The following is a 16,455-nucleotide window of genomic DNA, read 5'->3' as shown; positions in this document are numbered from 1 at the left end:
TCAAAACCAACAACCAAAGACAACCTAAATAAAATCGACATTGAATACATTAAAGATAATAAATCAGCCTTTGATTAATGAGCTTAATTAGCCAATATAGTTTTGTCGATTAATGTCATAGCGTTTTAATTTTGATGTTAATGTTGTTGGTTTTAACCCTAATAGTTGAGCCGCACCATCATTAGCATATATTTTGCCTTTGCAGTGAATTAACGCGTTCACTAAATTCTGCTTTTCCATCAACTTATGTTGTTGGGCACTGAATAACTGCGATTGGTTAGGTGAGTTAATAGCAGTATTATCACTTGTGTTATGAATTAGGGATCTTTTGCTGTTGACTGTTAGAGCGGTACTTTGAGTAATTAAAAAATCAAAATTAACTTTGTCACTATTGGCTAAAATAATTTGTCGCTCAATAATGTTTTCGAGTTCTCGTATATTGCCGGGCCAAGTATATTGCTGCAAAATTTGCATTTGACCTAACGTGATTGTTGGTTGTGGTTGGTTTACGCGTCGACAGACTTTATCGAGAAAATGCTTTACGAGTAAAGGTAAGTCATCAATACGTTCACGTAAAGGCGGTGACTGCAGTGGGATAACGTTTAGTCGGTAGTATAAATCTTCTCGGAATTTGTTTTGCTCTACTAGTTTTTTTAAATCTTTATTGGTTGCCGATATCACTCTAATATCAACATTACGTGTTATCGACTCGCCCACTCGTTCAAATTGTTGTTCTTGTAATACTCTTAATAACTTGCCTTGCAGTTGTAATGGAATTTCACCGACTTCATCTAAAAATATAGTGGCGCCATCAGCAAGTTCAAAACGGCCGACTCTATCTGATATTGCCCCTGAGAAAGCCCCTTTAACATGTCCAAAAAATTCACTCTCAAATAGTTCAGCAGGAATGGCAGCACAATTGACTCTAATTAATGGCCTCGCTTTACGTGCGCTGACTTCATGCAATGCACGGGCAATCAATTCTTTACCTGTACCGGATTCTCCAATAATTAATACGTTAGCATTGGTAGGGCCCACCAACTCAATTTGATGCACCATGTGTTTTACTTTGGTACTTTGTCCAATAATTTGATGATGATTAAAATCAGCATTAAGCTCTTCTAATAAATAGGCTTTTTCCATTTCTAGGCGCCGCTTTAGTGCATCAACTTGTTCCAATGCATTGATCAATTCATTTTGAATTTTCTTACGTTCGGTAATATCACGAAAAACAACAACTGCGCCAATTAATCGGCCATTATCAGTCAACGGTGTGCTGGTATATTCAACCGGGATGGCTGTTCCCGCTTTAGTCCAAAAAAATTCGATATCAACACTGTGTATCGCTCCATCATTAAAAGCAGCATAAATGGGGCAATCTTGTGCATGGTATTGGCTGCCATCAAGGTGGGAATGGTGAATAACCTGATGCATATTTTTACCGGTTAATTCTGATTTACCCCAGCCTAATATTTTTTCGGCGGCTTCATTCACAAAAGTCGTATTACCTTGAGCGTCTACGCCATAAATGCCATCTCCTACTGCTTTTAACAATAGCTGATTTTGTCTTTCTATTTCTTCGAAAATGGTTTCATTTTTATTCCAATGGTCAAAACCTGCTCGATAGTTTGCTTCGCATATAGACTGATAATGACGGGCAAATGTCACCTTGCTATTTTGACAATTTAGTAAAATATTGTCTTCTATTTTTACCGCATCAACATCTAAATACGTTACTTCATTTTCGATAAGAATACTTAATTCGCTCGACCAAGCAGCACCATGATCCAATATTTCTTGAGTAAAATTAATAAGCTTATCAACACACTTTGGAAAAAGTTCTGTTGCAGCATAATCAGATAAATTGCCTTTATTTAACGTAAATAAAGATATCGCCTGCAGATTGGCTTGCAGCACTTTATTATTTAATGGATCAACTAATATCATTGCACTTGGGGCATTCAGAAACAGGTTATTTAACATAACAACTTCTTTTTGTATTTTAATCATTCACAATCAGGAGTGATGACTGAATACAATAATCGCGCCATACCACGAAAAATCGTTACAACTGCAACGACAAATCGTTATCAACGAAAAATCGTTATCACGTAAATAGTAGTAAAAATAAAAAATCATTAAATTACAATGCATTAAAAAAACAAATTGATTGGCATAGTTCTCGCAATGTTAAATACAAATCGAATTAACCAGAATCATTAACTCGTCTTAATTGTGCACTACTCAGTATATTCGCACCAATTCAGCGCACAGATTCATCCGGAAATTCAAAATTGATTGGTATTAACTAACGTGGAGAAAGACATGAATAAACTAGATGTGACCGAAGCTATATTTGCCATTAAAAAAGAAAAAGATCTCACCTGGGAAAGCATTGCTGACGCCGTTGGCATGTCAATGGTTTGGGCAACATCAGCTTGCTTAGGTATGAACAGTTGTTCTGAAGAGTGTGCGACAAAACTGGTTGAGTTTATTGGTTTGCCCATTGAAGCAAAAAAAATATTGATGGAGTACCCAACAAAAGAATGGGACCAAGCTATTCCACAAGATCCACTCATTTATCGATTATACGAAGTGGTGGGTGTTTATGGAGATACCCTAAAAGAAGTGATTCAAGAAAAATTTGGTGACGGAATTATGAGTGCTATCGATTTCTCCATGTCGGTAGATAAAGAAGAAAACCCTAAGGGCGACCGCGTAATTTTAACCTTAAACGGTAAATTTTTACCTTACAAAGCGTGGTGATCACTCATGGTGCAAAAGACACATTAGTTTACAACAATTGGCTACACACTTTTTAAACAATACAAATATAAACAATTACTTACTTATCTGGCGCTGTTTTTGCTACTACAGAAGTAATGTTAACTTAATACCTAATCAACCTTTAACTTTAATTACCAGGAAAATTTATGGCTTATATAGAACCTAGTGAATTTGTGACCAAGATGGTCGATGCTGGTGAACAAAAAGTTTACATGTCGACAAAAGATACGTTAATTCGAGCCTTTATGGCGGGCGCTATTTTAGGTCTTGCTGCAATATTTGCCATTACGGTGGCCGTAAAAACCGATAGCCCTTTAGCTGGGGCAATTTTATTCCCAGTGGGCTTCATTATGTTATACCTAATGAAGTTTGACTTATTAACGGGAGTATTCACCTTAGTCCCTTTAGCGCTTATAGATAAGCGTCCAGGTGTCACCTTTGCTGGCGTTATGCGCAATTGGGGCTTAGTTTTTGTTGGTAATTTTGCCGGCGCTCTAATGACCGCCTTCTTTATGTCCTTTATCTTAACCTATGGTTATTCCACTGATGGTGGTGCAATAGCTGCAAAGGTGAGCACAATAGGTGAATCGCGAACCTTAGGCTATCAATCACATGGTTTAATGGGTTGGATAACTATTTTTATTCGCGGCATGTTGTGTAACTGGATGGTTTCTATGGGGGTTGTTGGTGCGATGATTTCAACCTCTGCTGGCAGCAAAATGGCGGCCATGTGGATGCCTGTTATGTTGTTCTTCTATATGGGTTTTGAGCATTCAATTGTCAACATGTTCTTATTTCCATTCTCTATGATCATGGGCGGTGACTTTACTGTTACTGATTATTTGTTATGGAATGAATTGCCAACTGCACTAGGCAATTTAGTCGGTGGTCTATGTTTGGTTGGCTTGCCGTTATACTTCACACATGTGAAAACATCACCTGAACGTAAGATTAGTTAGGCAAATTTACAGCCATGATTTAAGACTTCACAATGCTGATTGTGAAGTCATTTTTATTGGCTGACTAAACTCTTAGGAAATACCACAATGAGTGAACCGCTTAGCGTCAGTATTGGCGGTGCAACAAATAAAGGCATAAAAGCTGTTAATCAGGATTTCATCGGTAGTATTGTGCCTAAAGAACCGCTACTCAGCGCTAAAGGCATTGTGTTAGCGATGGCTGATGGCATAAGTTCAAGCAAGGTGAGTCAAGTTGCAAGTGAAGCCGCGGTATCCTGTTTTCTCGAAGATTATTATTGCACCTCTGATTCTTGGTCGGTCAAATCCTCGGTACAAAAAGTTGTACAATCGATTAATTCTTGGCTTTGTGCCCAAACACGTAATAGCTCGTACCGCTTTGATAAAGATAAAGGTTATGTTTGTACCTTTAGTGCTTTAGTCCTTAAATCTAACTCTGCTCATATTTTTCATTCTGGTGATACACGCGTTTATAGCGTAGTAGACCAGCAACTCGAACAGTTAACAGAAGATCATCGACGCATTTTATCAACAGATGTGACCTACTTAACCCGTGCCCTTGGCATAGAGCAAACCTTAGAAATTGATTACCAACACCACACTATTGAACAAGGCGATATTTTCGTTTTAGCAACCGATGGTGTTTATGAGTTTATTAATGGATTGCAAATAACTCAACAAATAGCGACCGCAGACTCTTTAGACATTGCCGCTCATAATATTATTCAACAAGCGCTAGATTTAGGCAGTAATGACAACTTAAGCATTCAAATAGTGCGTGTGGACCATGTACCTGATTACCAGCTAAATGAAGTACATCAAATGACTAGCTTGCCTTTGCCGCCAAGACTAGCACCAAGGATGGTATTTGATGGTTACGATATTCTACGAGAAATTTATATTAGCAGTCGGAGTCATGTTTTTTTGGCCAGGGATAATGACAGCCAACAAACGGTGGTGATTAAAACCCCCTCAACAGAGGGCTGTAATGATAATGACTACCTTGAACGTTTTATGCTTGAAGAGTGGATAGCAAAACGAATTAATAATCCCCATGTTGCTAAAGCCATTATCCCTAAACGTAAACGTAATTATTTATACCTTGTTTCTGAATATATTGAAGGCTGTTCGCTCAATCAATGGATGTTAGACAATCCTAAACCCACATTAGAACAAGTACGTGCCATTATTGAACAAGTTGCCAAGGGATTGCAGGCTTTTCATCGACAAGAAATGATTCACCAGGATTTGCGACCAAACAATATAATGATCGATAAATCTAATACGGTGAAAATTATTGATTTTGGTTCGACCTTCATAGCAGGTGTTACTGATATTGCGACAGAAGAAACTATGCGTGGCACAATTCGCTTTTCTGCGCCTGAGTATTTTTTAGGTAAGGTTGGTACACAGCAGTCTGATATTTATTCTTTGGCCGTTATCACCTATCAAATGCTATCTGGAAAATTCCCTTATAGCGCAAAGATAGCTCAAGCGACCAGCATTGCTGCACAACGAAAACTAATTTACCGAACTTTAATCGATGATAACTCCAACACTCCACATTGGGTAGACTACGCCCTACAACGCGCATTAAAAATTAATCCCTTACACCGCCCTCAAGTATTATCTGAATTTATTGCCGACTTGCGCCAACCCAGTAAGGTATTTTTAACACAAACAAAACCGCCCTTAATCGACCGCGAACCCGTTAAATTTTGGCAAGGCATTAGCTTAGTGTTATTTGTTCTGATGATTATCCAACAGGTTGTGCTGGGTGGATTAGGGTAAAAGAGGGGTAGCAAAAATATTGCAATAAGTTGGATAAATTTGATAACCATCGATTAGCAATAATTGCTTTTTATGCTATTGATAATGCATTTGCTAACGCTATTTTTTGTTATCTGAACCCTTTATATTCAACAGGCTATTACGCTAACTATCACCTTGACTATTTTAGCTAAATAGCCAAATTTAATAGACAAACCAGCAGATAAAAACATGCAGTGAATCAGCATCTTTAGCCACTAAAGATGCTGTTTTTTGCTTTTAGGCTATTAAAGTCATCGAAAGTTAACTTTTTTCTTATACAATAAGATTTTGTATCCCTCATTCAAGGCGCTTTATGGAACCCGCTATCCTGATTATCACCCTACTTTGCGGAATGCTGGTCAGCCGAGTGGGTTTACCGCCGCTGATTGGTTATCTTGCTGCTGGTTTTGTATTGTTCACCTTAGGCATTGAAGACACTAGCTTACCTATTTTGCAGCAACTTGCTGACTTAGGTGTCACCTTACTGTTGTTTTCTATTGGCCTTAAACTTGACCTTAAAAGCCTGTTTAAAGCCGAAGTGTGGGCGGGTTCAAGCTTACATTTAATTGGTTCGATTCTATTTTTTGTGCCAGTGCTGAAGTTATTGGGCTTTTTAGGCATTGAACAGCTCGACGGATACAGCTTCAATCAACTGATGCTAATTTCCTTTGCATTAAGTTTTTCCAGTACCGTATTTGCGGTAAAAGTGCTTGAAGATAGCGGTGATATGCAGTCGCTTTATGGCCGAGTCGCGATTGGTATCTTGATTATGCAAGACATCTTCGCGGTGATATTTTTAACCATTTCTAAAGGTAACATCCCGTCGGTTTGGGCATTTGCATTGTTATTACTACCGCTTGCAAGACCGCTTATTTATAAAATATTTGATCGGGTCGGCCACGGCGAAATGTTGGTATTGTTTGGCCTTGTTATGGCATTAGTGGTGGGGGCATGGTTATTTGAAGCCGTCGGTTTAAAACCCGATTTAGGCGCATTGATTGTGGGTATTTTACTCGCTGGGCATGCTAAATCATCTGAATTAGCCAAATCTATTTATTTCTTTAAAGAGTTATTCTTAGTCGCATTTTTCTTAACTATTGGGTTAAATGGATTGCCGACCTTAGCCGATATTGGTTTAGCGGCGATTTTAGTTGCGCTAATTCCAGTGAAAATTTTGATGTTTGTCTATCTGCTAACTCGCTTTAAGCTGCGGTCGCGAACCTCGCTGCTCGCCTCGTTTAACTTAGGTAACTACAGTGAGTTTGGTTTAATCGTAGCCGCAGTCGCGGCACACAAAGGTTGGTTACCACCAGAATGGCTGATCATTATTGCTGTGGCATTAAGTATTAGTTTTTTATTTGCAGCGCCGTTTAATAATAACGTCAGTAATATTTATCAGCGTTTCCAGTCTAAATTAACCAAACTCGAACGCCACCCATTACACCCAGAAGACAGACAAATCCGCATTGGTAATCCACGCTTTTTGATCTTGGGTATGGGCCGTATTGGTTCTGGGGCATATGATGAATTACGCGCCAAATACACCGGCGAAATTTTAGGGATTGAACACAAACAAGAATTGGTTGATTTTCATCGAAATGAAGGCCGTAATGTTGTGCAAGGTGACGCTAGCGATACTGACTTTTGGGTCAAGCTTGAACGAGCGCCACACTTAGAGTTAGTACTATTGGCAATGCCACATCACGCGGGTAATTTGTTTGCAGTGCAACAACTGCAAAAGCTTAATTACGAGGGGAAAATCAGCGCGATTGTGCAATACGCTGAAGATGCCGAGTCATTAAAAGAATCTGGTGTTAATACTGTGTATAACTTGTATGAAGCTGCAGGTGCCGGTTTTGTAGACCATGTGATTAAAGAGCTACTCGATTCACCGCCAGAACTGGTTCCAAGTTCAGTTGCTGCTAGTAGTGATAAGCCAGATCAATCGGCAATAAATGAAACGACATCTGAGTTGCCATCATAAAACTAATCAACAATTGCAAACGCCTAGATAACTCTCTAGGCGTTTTTGTTTACTACCGCATATTTTCAATTTTGCTTCAGATAAAAAAATCTCAGTTACAGACACGGTTAAGTCATGCTATAACTCAAGTAACAAGTCTTTCCATGTCACCCTTTGTTGGATTTTTTGAAGTATGTCAAACCCTGCTCAACGCGCGACTAAATTATTTGTTCGTACATTTGGCACCAAGCCAGATGATTTATACCAGGCGCCCGGGCGAGTTAACATTATGGGCGAGCATACCGACTATAACGAAGGCCTCGCATTACCCGCCGCAATTAATTTTCATACTGTTATTGCTGTTAAGCATCGCGATGATAATTTATTTCGCGCTGTAACAACGGCGTTTCCTGGGGAAATTAAGCAATGGCACTTTGGTGAAGAAGGCCCCGTTGCTGCAGGCGATGATTGGAGCCACTATCTAAAAGGCGTTACCGCCGCCATGAACCAATCGGGGTTACGAGCCAAAGGCTTAGACTTAGCCATTGTGGGTGACGTGCCGCTGGGAGCAGGTTTATCATCGTCGGCAGCGCTTGAAATCGCTTTTGGTACTGCTATCAGTTATGCCAGCCAGCTAAACTTATCACCTATCGCTATTGCCCAATTGGCTCAGCGTGGCGAAAGCCAATTTATGCTGTTAGATTGCGGCATGATGGACCAAATCATTAGCGCGATGGCAGAGCCTGATCACGCCTTATTGATTGATTGCTTAGAATTAGAAAGCGAATCAGTGCTATTACCTGAAGAACTCAGCTTAATCGTAATCGACTTAAAACAAGACCGTCATGGTTTTACCCAACAATTTGAGCAACGCAAACAAGAGTGTAATCAGATAACCAAGTTACTTGGTCTCGATTCTCTGCGTGATTTATCATTAAGCTTACTCACAGCAGATAAAGACTTACTCAGCGATGTCCAATTTCGTCGAGCGCGCCATATCATCACCGAAAATCAACGTACGAGTAATGCCGCCAGAGCTTTGCAACAAAACAATATTGCTCGTTTTAGTCAGTTAATGGCACAGTCTCAAGCATCTATGCGCGATGATTTTGACATTATCACTGCCGACATTGACACCTTAGTGAGCATGATTGCCACTTTAATCGGTGAGAAAGGCGGCGTGCGTATGAGCGATGGCTGCGTATTGGCGCTGGTTAATCATGACCTCACCGATGAGGTGATTAACCTGGTTGAAAACCAATATTTTAAGCAAACTGGCATCGAAGCAACAATATACTTATGTTCAGCAAGTGGCGGTGCAGGACGCATCGGTTAACAATTTACAAATTAGAGAGGCATAAATGGTACGTTTTAGTGTGCTGGAACCTTGGCAAGATCCTCGTGGTGGTGAGATTGAACGGGTTAGAATTGATAATGGCATCATCGCACTTGAAGTATTAAGTTTAGGCGGCATCATTCGATCATTATGGACTCCAGATCGTAACGGTGAACGCAAAAATATCGTCTTAGGCTGCGACAATGTCGAAGATTATCTAGCTCAACAAGCCTATTTAGGCGCGATAGCAGGACGTTATAGCAATCGAATTGCCAATGGTAAAACCCAATATGATGGTCATCAATATCAACTTAGCGTAAATCAAGCGAGCAATTGTTTGCACGGTGGTGTTGAGGGCTTTAATCGAAAATTGTGGCAACTCGGTACCTTAAGTGATGGCGTTCGCTTAACCTTAACAAGCCCTGACGGCGACATGGGATTTCCGGGTAATTGTACTGTGCAACTCGATTACCGTTTAGTGGGTAATAACTTGTACATTGAAATGCTGGCCAGCACAGATAAAGCCTGCCCCATTAGTTTAACCCAACACAGCTACTTTAATTTAGACGGTAATCGCAGCGACACTAATAAGCAACATACGCTGCAAGTGGATGCTAAAAAGTACCTCACAATGAATGATGTTGGCGTACCTACCGCAATGCAACCTACCGCAGGTAGCGATTTAGACATGGCAAAAGCCACGCCGATGTCGGTACAAACCGAGCGCCCAGCATTAGCTGCAACCAAGGGTTTTGACCATTGCTATGTGTTAGATAATCCCGGTGCAGATTTACAACGATTTGGTTGTTTAGCCAGCCCGAATAGCGGCCGTAATATGACGGTTTATACTAACCAGCCTGGGGTGCAGGTTTACGGCGCAAACTTTTTGCAAGGCACTGTAGGCAAAAAGCAGCGAGTATTAAGCGATCATCAAGCTGTGTGTATTGAACCGCAAATGCTACCCGACTCGCCGAATCAACCTGACTTGCCCGGCGATGTGTGGGTAACACCTGGCAAGGTTTATCACCACATCACTCGATATCAGTTTGATGCAGAATAATCAGCCAGTAAAATCCAGTTTTAATGCCGAAGATATTGGTCAAATTGCTGTTGGGGCTTTTGCCCTGTCGGTGCCGATTGCATTTTCTGAAGAAGCATGGAGATTGTCGGCCAGTTTGCCTGCATTAAATTTGGTATTGGTGGTGGTATTGTCGCTGGCATTTATTACTCTGTTTGCTTATCAGAGTGTGTTTCAGGCAAATATTGTTAAGCGCAGACGAGCATTTTTGTTGCGGGTAATTGCAGCGTATATATTAACGTTATTGGTGGTCAGCATTGTGCTATTGGCATTAGATAAATTGCCATTAATCACCGACCCAATTTTAGCGTTAAAACGGATTATTTTAATCGCGATGCCCGCGTCCATGGGTGCGATTATTGTCGACAGTTTCGACAAGGAATAAACCACATAAGGAATAATAAATTATTCCTTATGTGGTCAGTTATCTATAGCAGATATAAGCAGGATAATAACATAGACCACGCAATACACTGAGCCAGAGACTCAATGTTATCTGCAGGTTTAATCGTCTACGCTATCACCCATGTCATCAAAGCTATCATTGTCATCATCTGAATCATCAAATTCTGGAATGTCATCATCGGCGTTAATCGGTTCATCTGGCTCTGGAGCCGGTTTAGCCTTACGCGGTGGCGCTGTATCGGGTACTTTTGATAAATCAATTCGTAACTGATGCTTTGCCATAAACTCACTACGTGCCACCTTCCAAGCATCGCCAAACTCAGCCATAGCGGCTTTTGTTTGTTGCTCGTCTAAGTCGTGTAAGTTAACTTTAACGATGTCTTCTACGTACTCCACAATCGTATTACGGATAGTGTTGTACATGAAAATGCGCCCTGGTGACGCTTCTGGCAATTGATTATCATGAACGACGATAGTGTTACCTTTCGATGTTCTTAATTCACCAAACCAAAGTTGTTTTTTTGCAGTGTTATACATATATGCTAACGCCCTTAATCAACACATATTCTAAAAATGATGCAGGATTATTGAAGATAACATCTTCATACTGCGCCACGATTATCTGTTCTGTATTTGTGTGGGTATTTAAACAGAATATTTCTGAGAATCAATGCCTAAAACGATGAAATTTTCGAGTAATCGCATAAAAATGTTGGTTGTCGTCAATTTTTAACACTTTATCGTCATTTTTCTCACAAAATAAACGCCTCACAAAAGTGATTAACCCGTTTCAGGCCAATCACTTTGTGATCACGACTTTAGCTTAAAAACATCAAGCTTCAAGTTTTTTATCAAAATATATCGCTGATTAAAACCACAATATTAATATGTGTATTGATAAGGGTATTCATTTACTTAACGAGGATCAGCTTGTAGATCTAACACTATCTTGCCTTTGTGTGTGCCCGACTCCATTAGTTCATGTGCCTGCACCACTTGCGAGAATGGGAACACACTATCAATTGGAATGCTCATTTTACCGCTATTTAATAACGGCCATACGAACTCTGCCAAACCTTGAGCAATAAGGGCTTTATTCGCCACGCTTTGTGGTCGTAACGTTGACCCTGTCCAAATCACTCGCTTAGCCATAATACGGAAAATATCCACGTTTGCCTGTGGACCACGTTGCATGGCAACCGACACCATACGTCCGTCGGTTGCAATCGCTTTGAGGTTTTCGTTAATAAAGTCACCACCTGCAATATCCATAATCACGTTAACGCCTAATCCATTTGTTGCTTCTAAAATCGGCTCAACAAAGTGCTGCTCGTTATAGTTAATCGCTACACTAGCACCTTGATCAAGACAGTATTGGCATTTCTCTGCACTGCCAGAGGTCGCAAATACCGTTGCGCCTAAACGACTCGCCATTTGAATTGCGGTCGTACCGATACCGCCAGAACCGCCATGAATAAGCACCGTTTCACCCGCGTTAAGTCCACCACGAATAAACAAGTTACCCCACACGGTAAAAAAAGTTTCTGGCAACGCGGCAGCTTGTACAAAACTGTAACCGGTAGGAATGGGTAAACAATGTGCTGCGTAAGTATTCACTAACTCGGCATAGCCGCCACCAGGCACTAAGGCACACACTTTATCGCCCACTTTCCATTGGGTAACATCGTCTGCCACGGCAACAATTTCACCAGCCACTTCTAGCCCGATAATCGGGCTGGCATCTGCTGGCGGTGGATAAGCGCCAACGCGCTGTTTAATGTCAGGCCCATTAACTCCAGCGGCATGCACCTTAATCGTCACCTGGCCTTCTGTCGGCATCGCAAGTGTCGATTTAGTCATGGTCATCGCACTGGGTTCGCCAGGCTGCTCAACTACTACATGGGTAAATGTTCTGTTTAAAATTGCCATAAAAATATCACCTTGGTTAATTGTTATTAAAATGTAACTATAATGAATAGCCTGTTACTGGCACCGGTTACCTGTTTACAAAATCGGCATGTTTGTTAGCAAAACATAAAGTAGTATTTTTTTTAATCAAAAAAGATTGCCTATACTCTTTAAACCATTAATATACCCGCCCGTTCAACACATGGAGCAAAATACTTGTTAAAGTACCTGTTCGTTTTACTGTCTATTTTCAGTATTCACGCCCATGCTACACCTATCCGTATCGCATCTGATATTTGGTGTCCTTATATCTGCAACAACCAAACAGGCTACGTTGTAGAACTCACAAGTCGCGCTTTTGAAATCCAAGGCCAACCGATTGAATTTCAGATTCTTCCTTATAAACGCGCACTGATTGAACTGCAAAGAAACAACATTGATGCTGTACTGGCATTGACGCCGAACGCCATTGCCGAAAACCAATTGATTAATGCTGATGTGATTGTCGGCTATAACAGCAATGACTTTTATACTCTTGTTGATAGTAATGAAACATTTGAGCAGATTACCGACCTTAATAGCACTCAACAAGCTGCTGTCGTCAGTGGCTATGACTATGGTGTTGAGCTCGATGCTTGGTTTGCTGCACATTCTAATACCTACTTTGCCTCGGGTAGAGATCCATTAGCGATGAATATTATTCGGCTGGTAAAAGGACGTCATTCGGTCATCATCGACAACAAAAATGTCATTGAGTACACCGCGAGTCAATTAAACTTAACCAAGCAACTTCGCTATGCAGGCACTATTGGCAAACCGGTGCCGTTATATGTTGGCTTTAATCCACGTAATAAAGCTTATGCCGTCACCTTTGCTAAAGGCATCGACATGCTAAAAGCCAATGGCGAATATCAACAGATTATGAGTAAATACAAAATATTACCGGCACTGACCTCAGATGAGGCCCGTCATAAAAACCTGCAAAAGTTCCTGCCTAGCTTTAATTAATCTTGCTTACAGTTGTTATGCCATAGGGAATTGGCATCAGTAAAGTGCAAAACTTCGTAACACTCTTATCACTGCATAACAGAGTCAATTTAGTTACACTCCGCCTACAAAAAATATAACAAATCATCATTTTGGGATTATTGGCATCAGCTTGCTGACGTCAAAGGAGTATTTATGCGCGTGTATCGTCAGCTGCTGTTACTGGCATTAACCAGTTCAGTTATTATTACCAGTTCGGCTTCTGAAATTGTCCAAAGCAAAGGTCATTTTGTAGACAAGTTTCGTCAACTTGAAGAGAGCCTCCCAACACCAAACGATTACCGCAATGCTGCTGGCGAACCAGGTAAAGACTACTGGCAACAACAAGTTGATTATAAAATCGATGTCACTCTGGATGAAAAAAAGCGTCGCATTCAAGGCGAGCAAGTGATTACTTATCACAACAACTCACCGTATACGCTTAAATATCTATGGTTACAGCTAGAACAAAATCGTTTTAAATCAGATTCGATATCTGAACGCAGCGCCGCATTTAATGGCGTGGATGGTAGTGTTAGTGCTAACAACACTTACGGTGATAATGCCTTTGCCAAAATCAGTTTAGGTGATCTTCGTCGCCAACAATTTTTAGCTGACAATAACTTGGGTTATCAAATAGCGGCTGTTACTGACACTAATAATAAGCCTTTAAAATACACTATTGTCGGCGCCCAAATGCGCGTCGATTTACCCACCCCGTTAAGCCACAATAAATCGACGCAGCTACACATTAATTATGGCTATAACATTTTAGAAGAAGACGCCGTTGGCGCGCGTTCGGGTTACGAGCACTTCCCTGACGACAAACGTAAAGGCGGTAATGACATCTTCTTATTAGCGCAGTGGTTTCCGCGAGTTGCCAGCTATTCCGACTACGAAGCGTGGCACAATAAAGAGTTTTTAGGCAGCGGCGAGTTTACCCTCGAGTTTGGTAATTACGATGTCAGTATGACCGTACCCAGCGACCACATCGTCACAGCCACTGGCGTATTACAAAACAGCAAAAAGGTGTTATCACCTGAACAAATCAAACGTTTAGATAAAGCTAAAACAGCCAAAAAGCCTGTATTTATTGTCTCAGAAGACGAAGCACTTACTAATGAGTCAAGCACTGCTAAAGGCAATAAAACCTGGCATTTTAAAGCTGAAAACGTACGCGACTTTGCTTGGGCATCTTCACGTAAATTTATTTGGGATGCTCAAGGTTACCAACAAAAAGGCAGCCAGAACCCACAAGTGATGGCGATGTCGTTTTATCCTAAAGAAGGTGGAGAACTTTGGCAGCGTTATTCAACTGCATCGGTTATTCACACCCTTAAAGTCTATTCGCGCTTTACCTTCGATTATCCCTACCCTGCGGCCATTAGTGTAAACGGCCCTGTTGGCGGCATGGAATACCCGATGATTAGCTTTAATGGTCCACGCACCATTTGGCACGATGATGAAAGCCGTACTTATACCTTGTCGGAAAAACAATTCTTAATCGGCGTAGTAATCCACGAAGTCGGCCATAACTATTTCCCAATGATTGTGAACTCAGACGAGCGCCAATGGACGTGGATGGACGAAGGCTTAAACAGCTTTTTAGACGGCATAGCCACTCGCGAATGGGACCCATCGCTACCGTGGGGGCGTGAGCCAAGTGACGTTATTGAGTACATGAAGTCTAACGTGCAAGTGCCGGTGATGACGCAGTCAGACAGCGTGTTACAGCTTGGTCCAAACGCCTATATTAAACCTGCTGTGGCACTCAACATTTTACGTGAAGTGGTATTAGGCCGTGAGCTATTCGATTTTGCCTTTCAAGAGTACAGCCGTCGCTGGATGAACAAGCGCCCTACTCCAAGCGACTTTTTCCGCACCATGGAAGAAGCCTCTGGCGTCGACTTAGATTGGTTTTTCCGTGGCTGGTTTTACACCACAGATCATGTTGATATCTCGCTAGATCGCATTTATAAACTGCGCTTAGACAGCAATAATCCTGATATTGATTTTGATCGTCGTCGCCAAGATTATAAAGACAAACCCATGCCTTATTCGGTTGAGCGTAACCAACAAAGTGGCCTAAAAACCTGGGTAGAACTTAATTCAGATAACGTTGATTATCATGACCAATATGATCAATTTAGCGTGACCAATAAAGAGCGCAACAAGTACAACAAAAAACACGCCGAGCTAGACCCGTGGGAGCAACAAACACTCGCACGCGCACTCAAAGAAGATAAAAACTATTATGTGTTTAACTTTGCCAATTTAGGTGGCTTAGTGATGCCAATTTTACTCGAACTCACGTTTGAAAATGGTGATACCGAGTCATTGGTGCTGCCTGCAGAAATTTGGCGACGTTCACCGTTTGAAGTCAGTAAGCTCATTGTTACCGACAAAGACAAAATCTTAGTGTCTGCCGTAGTTGATCGTCGCGGCGAAACAGCCGATGTCGATATTGAAAACAACTATTACCCAAGACAAATTATTCCCTCACGCATTGAAGCCTTTAAAGAAGAGGAACGTAAGGGCAATAAGTATCGCGACATTATGCATGACAATAAAGAAGCCCTGAAAGAGCCTGAAATAAAAGTGAAGAAGAAATAATGCGTCTATCATTTTATGCAGGATTCATGGCTATCGCGTTAAGTTTGCTGGCGGGCAATGTCACGGCCCACCAGCAAAAAGAAGCTTACACCAGTATTGTATTTAATCAGCGTAGCGGCATGCTAGAAGTCCAGCATCGGTTTTATTTACACGATGCTGAACACGCAGCCCAACAAGTGATCGATAAAAGTACCGATCTGATCGGCGATCCCGTTGGCCGTGAAGCGTTTGCTTATTATGCTATTTCGACGTTTTCGATGCAGAATCAGCAGCAACATCCGTTAACGCTGACCTATGTTGGCACCGAGTTACAGGGCAAGTATTTGTGGGTTTATCAGGAAACGCCGATCACCACTAATATGGACGGTTTTTATCTTAAGATGACCGCACTGCAAGAGTTGTGGTCAGAGCAAACTAACCACATTAATGTTGAGCGGAATAAACGTGTGACTTCAGCAAGGCTGCACATTGCAGACTCTTGGCATTATATTGAAGTGGCTAAACCAGCCCAATAACTGACAAAACGTTATCGCAGCTAGTTTATCGAAAA

The 16,455-nt window shown here is 41.2% G+C and carries 13 protein-coding genes; 10 read left to right on the top strand and 3 right to left on the bottom strand.

Annotation, left to right across the window (positions count from 1 at the left end; translation table 11 throughout):
• Window positions 1-87: 87 nt before the first annotated feature.
• Window positions 88-1,983, bottom strand: a complete 1,896-nt coding sequence (locus AAEY94_RS04545; RefSeq protein WP_182743802.1) for a sigma-54 interaction domain-containing protein — start codon at window positions 1,981-1,983, stop codon at window positions 88-90.
• Between the two features lie 342 nt (window positions 1,984-2,325).
• On the opposite strand from AAEY94_RS04545, the gene cynS reads away from it, so the two are divergent.
• The 7 genes from cynS to AAEY94_RS04510 all read left to right on the top strand — a co-directional run bounded on the left by cynS (window position 2,326) and on the right by AAEY94_RS04510 (window position 10,338).
• Entirely contained in the window at window positions 2,326-2,766 is a 441-nt protein-coding gene (gene cynS / locus AAEY94_RS04540) for a cyanase (protein ID WP_182743801.1), read from the top strand.
• A gap of 167 nt (window positions 2,767-2,933) precedes the next feature.
• Window positions 2,934-3,746, top strand: a complete 813-nt coding sequence (locus AAEY94_RS04535; RefSeq protein ID WP_182743800.1) for a formate/nitrite transporter family protein — start codon at window positions 2,934-2,936, stop codon at window positions 3,744-3,746.
• A gap of 87 nt (window positions 3,747-3,833) precedes the next feature.
• On the top strand, window positions 3,834-5,555 hold the full coding sequence (locus tag AAEY94_RS04530) for a bifunctional protein-serine/threonine kinase/phosphatase (RefSeq protein ID WP_350977572.1): 1,722 nt from the start codon (window positions 3,834-3,836) through the stop codon (window positions 5,553-5,555).
• Between the two features lie 334 nt (window positions 5,556-5,889).
• Window positions 5,890-7,560: a cation:proton antiporter domain-containing protein gene (locus AAEY94_RS04525; RefSeq protein ID WP_350977569.1), complete on the top strand. Its 1,671-nt coding sequence runs from the start codon at window positions 5,890-5,892 to the stop codon at window positions 7,558-7,560.
• 172 nt (window positions 7,561-7,732) lie between these two features.
• Window positions 7,733-8,875, top strand: a complete 1,143-nt coding sequence (gene galK, locus AAEY94_RS04520) for a galactokinase (RefSeq protein WP_101085007.1) — start codon at window positions 7,733-7,735, stop codon at window positions 8,873-8,875.
• Between the two features lie 25 nt (window positions 8,876-8,900).
• Window positions 8,901-9,935: an aldose epimerase family protein gene (locus tag AAEY94_RS04515; protein WP_182743798.1), complete on the top strand. Its 1,035-nt coding sequence runs from the start codon at window positions 8,901-8,903 to the stop codon at window positions 9,933-9,935.
• Window positions 9,925-10,338, top strand: coding sequence for a DUF2391 family protein (locus AAEY94_RS04510; RefSeq protein ID WP_335692222.1), 414 nt, complete (start codon window positions 9,925-9,927; stop codon window positions 10,336-10,338). The genes AAEY94_RS04515 and AAEY94_RS04510 overlap by 11 nt, the downstream gene beginning before the upstream one ends.
• Window positions 10,339-10,457: 119 nt before the next feature.
• On the opposite strand, the gene AAEY94_RS04505 is transcribed toward AAEY94_RS04510, so the two are convergent.
• Both AAEY94_RS04505 and AAEY94_RS04500 read right to left on the bottom strand, forming a co-directional pair.
• A complete protein-coding gene (locus AAEY94_RS04505) occupies window positions 10,458-10,895 on the bottom strand; it encodes a hypothetical protein (RefSeq protein WP_101085004.1) in 438 nt (145 codons plus the stop codon).
• A gap of 378 nt (window positions 10,896-11,273) precedes the next feature.
• The gene (locus AAEY94_RS04500; protein ID WP_182743797.1) at window positions 11,274-12,287 is read right to left on the bottom strand and encodes an NAD(P)H-quinone oxidoreductase; all 1,014 of its coding nucleotides are present in this window, start codon (window positions 12,285-12,287) and stop codon (window positions 11,274-11,276) included.
• Window positions 12,288-12,482: 195 nt separating this feature from the next.
• On the opposite strand from AAEY94_RS04500, the gene AAEY94_RS04495 reads away from it, so the two are divergent.
• The 3 genes from AAEY94_RS04495 (at window position 12,483) to AAEY94_RS04485 (ending at window position 16,420) form a co-directional block, all read left to right on the top strand.
• Window positions 12,483-13,274 carry a substrate-binding periplasmic protein gene (locus tag AAEY94_RS04495; protein WP_350977565.1) on the top strand — a complete coding sequence of 264 codons (792 nt, stop codon included), beginning with the start codon at window positions 12,483-12,485 and terminating at the stop codon, window positions 13,272-13,274.
• A 180-nt stretch (window positions 13,275-13,454) separates the two neighbouring features.
• On the top strand, window positions 13,455-15,905 hold the full coding sequence (locus tag AAEY94_RS04490) for a M1 family metallopeptidase (RefSeq protein ID WP_350977680.1): 2,451 nt from the start codon (window positions 13,455-13,457) through the stop codon (window positions 15,903-15,905).
• Complete coding sequence (locus AAEY94_RS04485) at window positions 15,905-16,420, top strand: DUF6702 family protein (RefSeq protein ID WP_350977563.1); 516 nt, start codon at window positions 15,905-15,907, stop codon at window positions 16,418-16,420. The genes AAEY94_RS04490 and AAEY94_RS04485 overlap by 1 nt, the downstream gene beginning before the upstream one ends.
• The last annotated feature ends 35 nt before the right edge of the window (window positions 16,421-16,455 follow it).

This window comes from Shewanella sp. AC34-MNA-CIBAN-0136, from assembly GCF_040309945.1.
In the GTDB taxonomy this organism is placed as follows: Bacteria; Pseudomonadota; Gammaproteobacteria; order Enterobacterales; family Shewanellaceae; genus Shewanella.
Note: the sequence above shows the minus strand (reverse complement) of the source record. Positions and strands in the feature narration are given on the sequence as shown.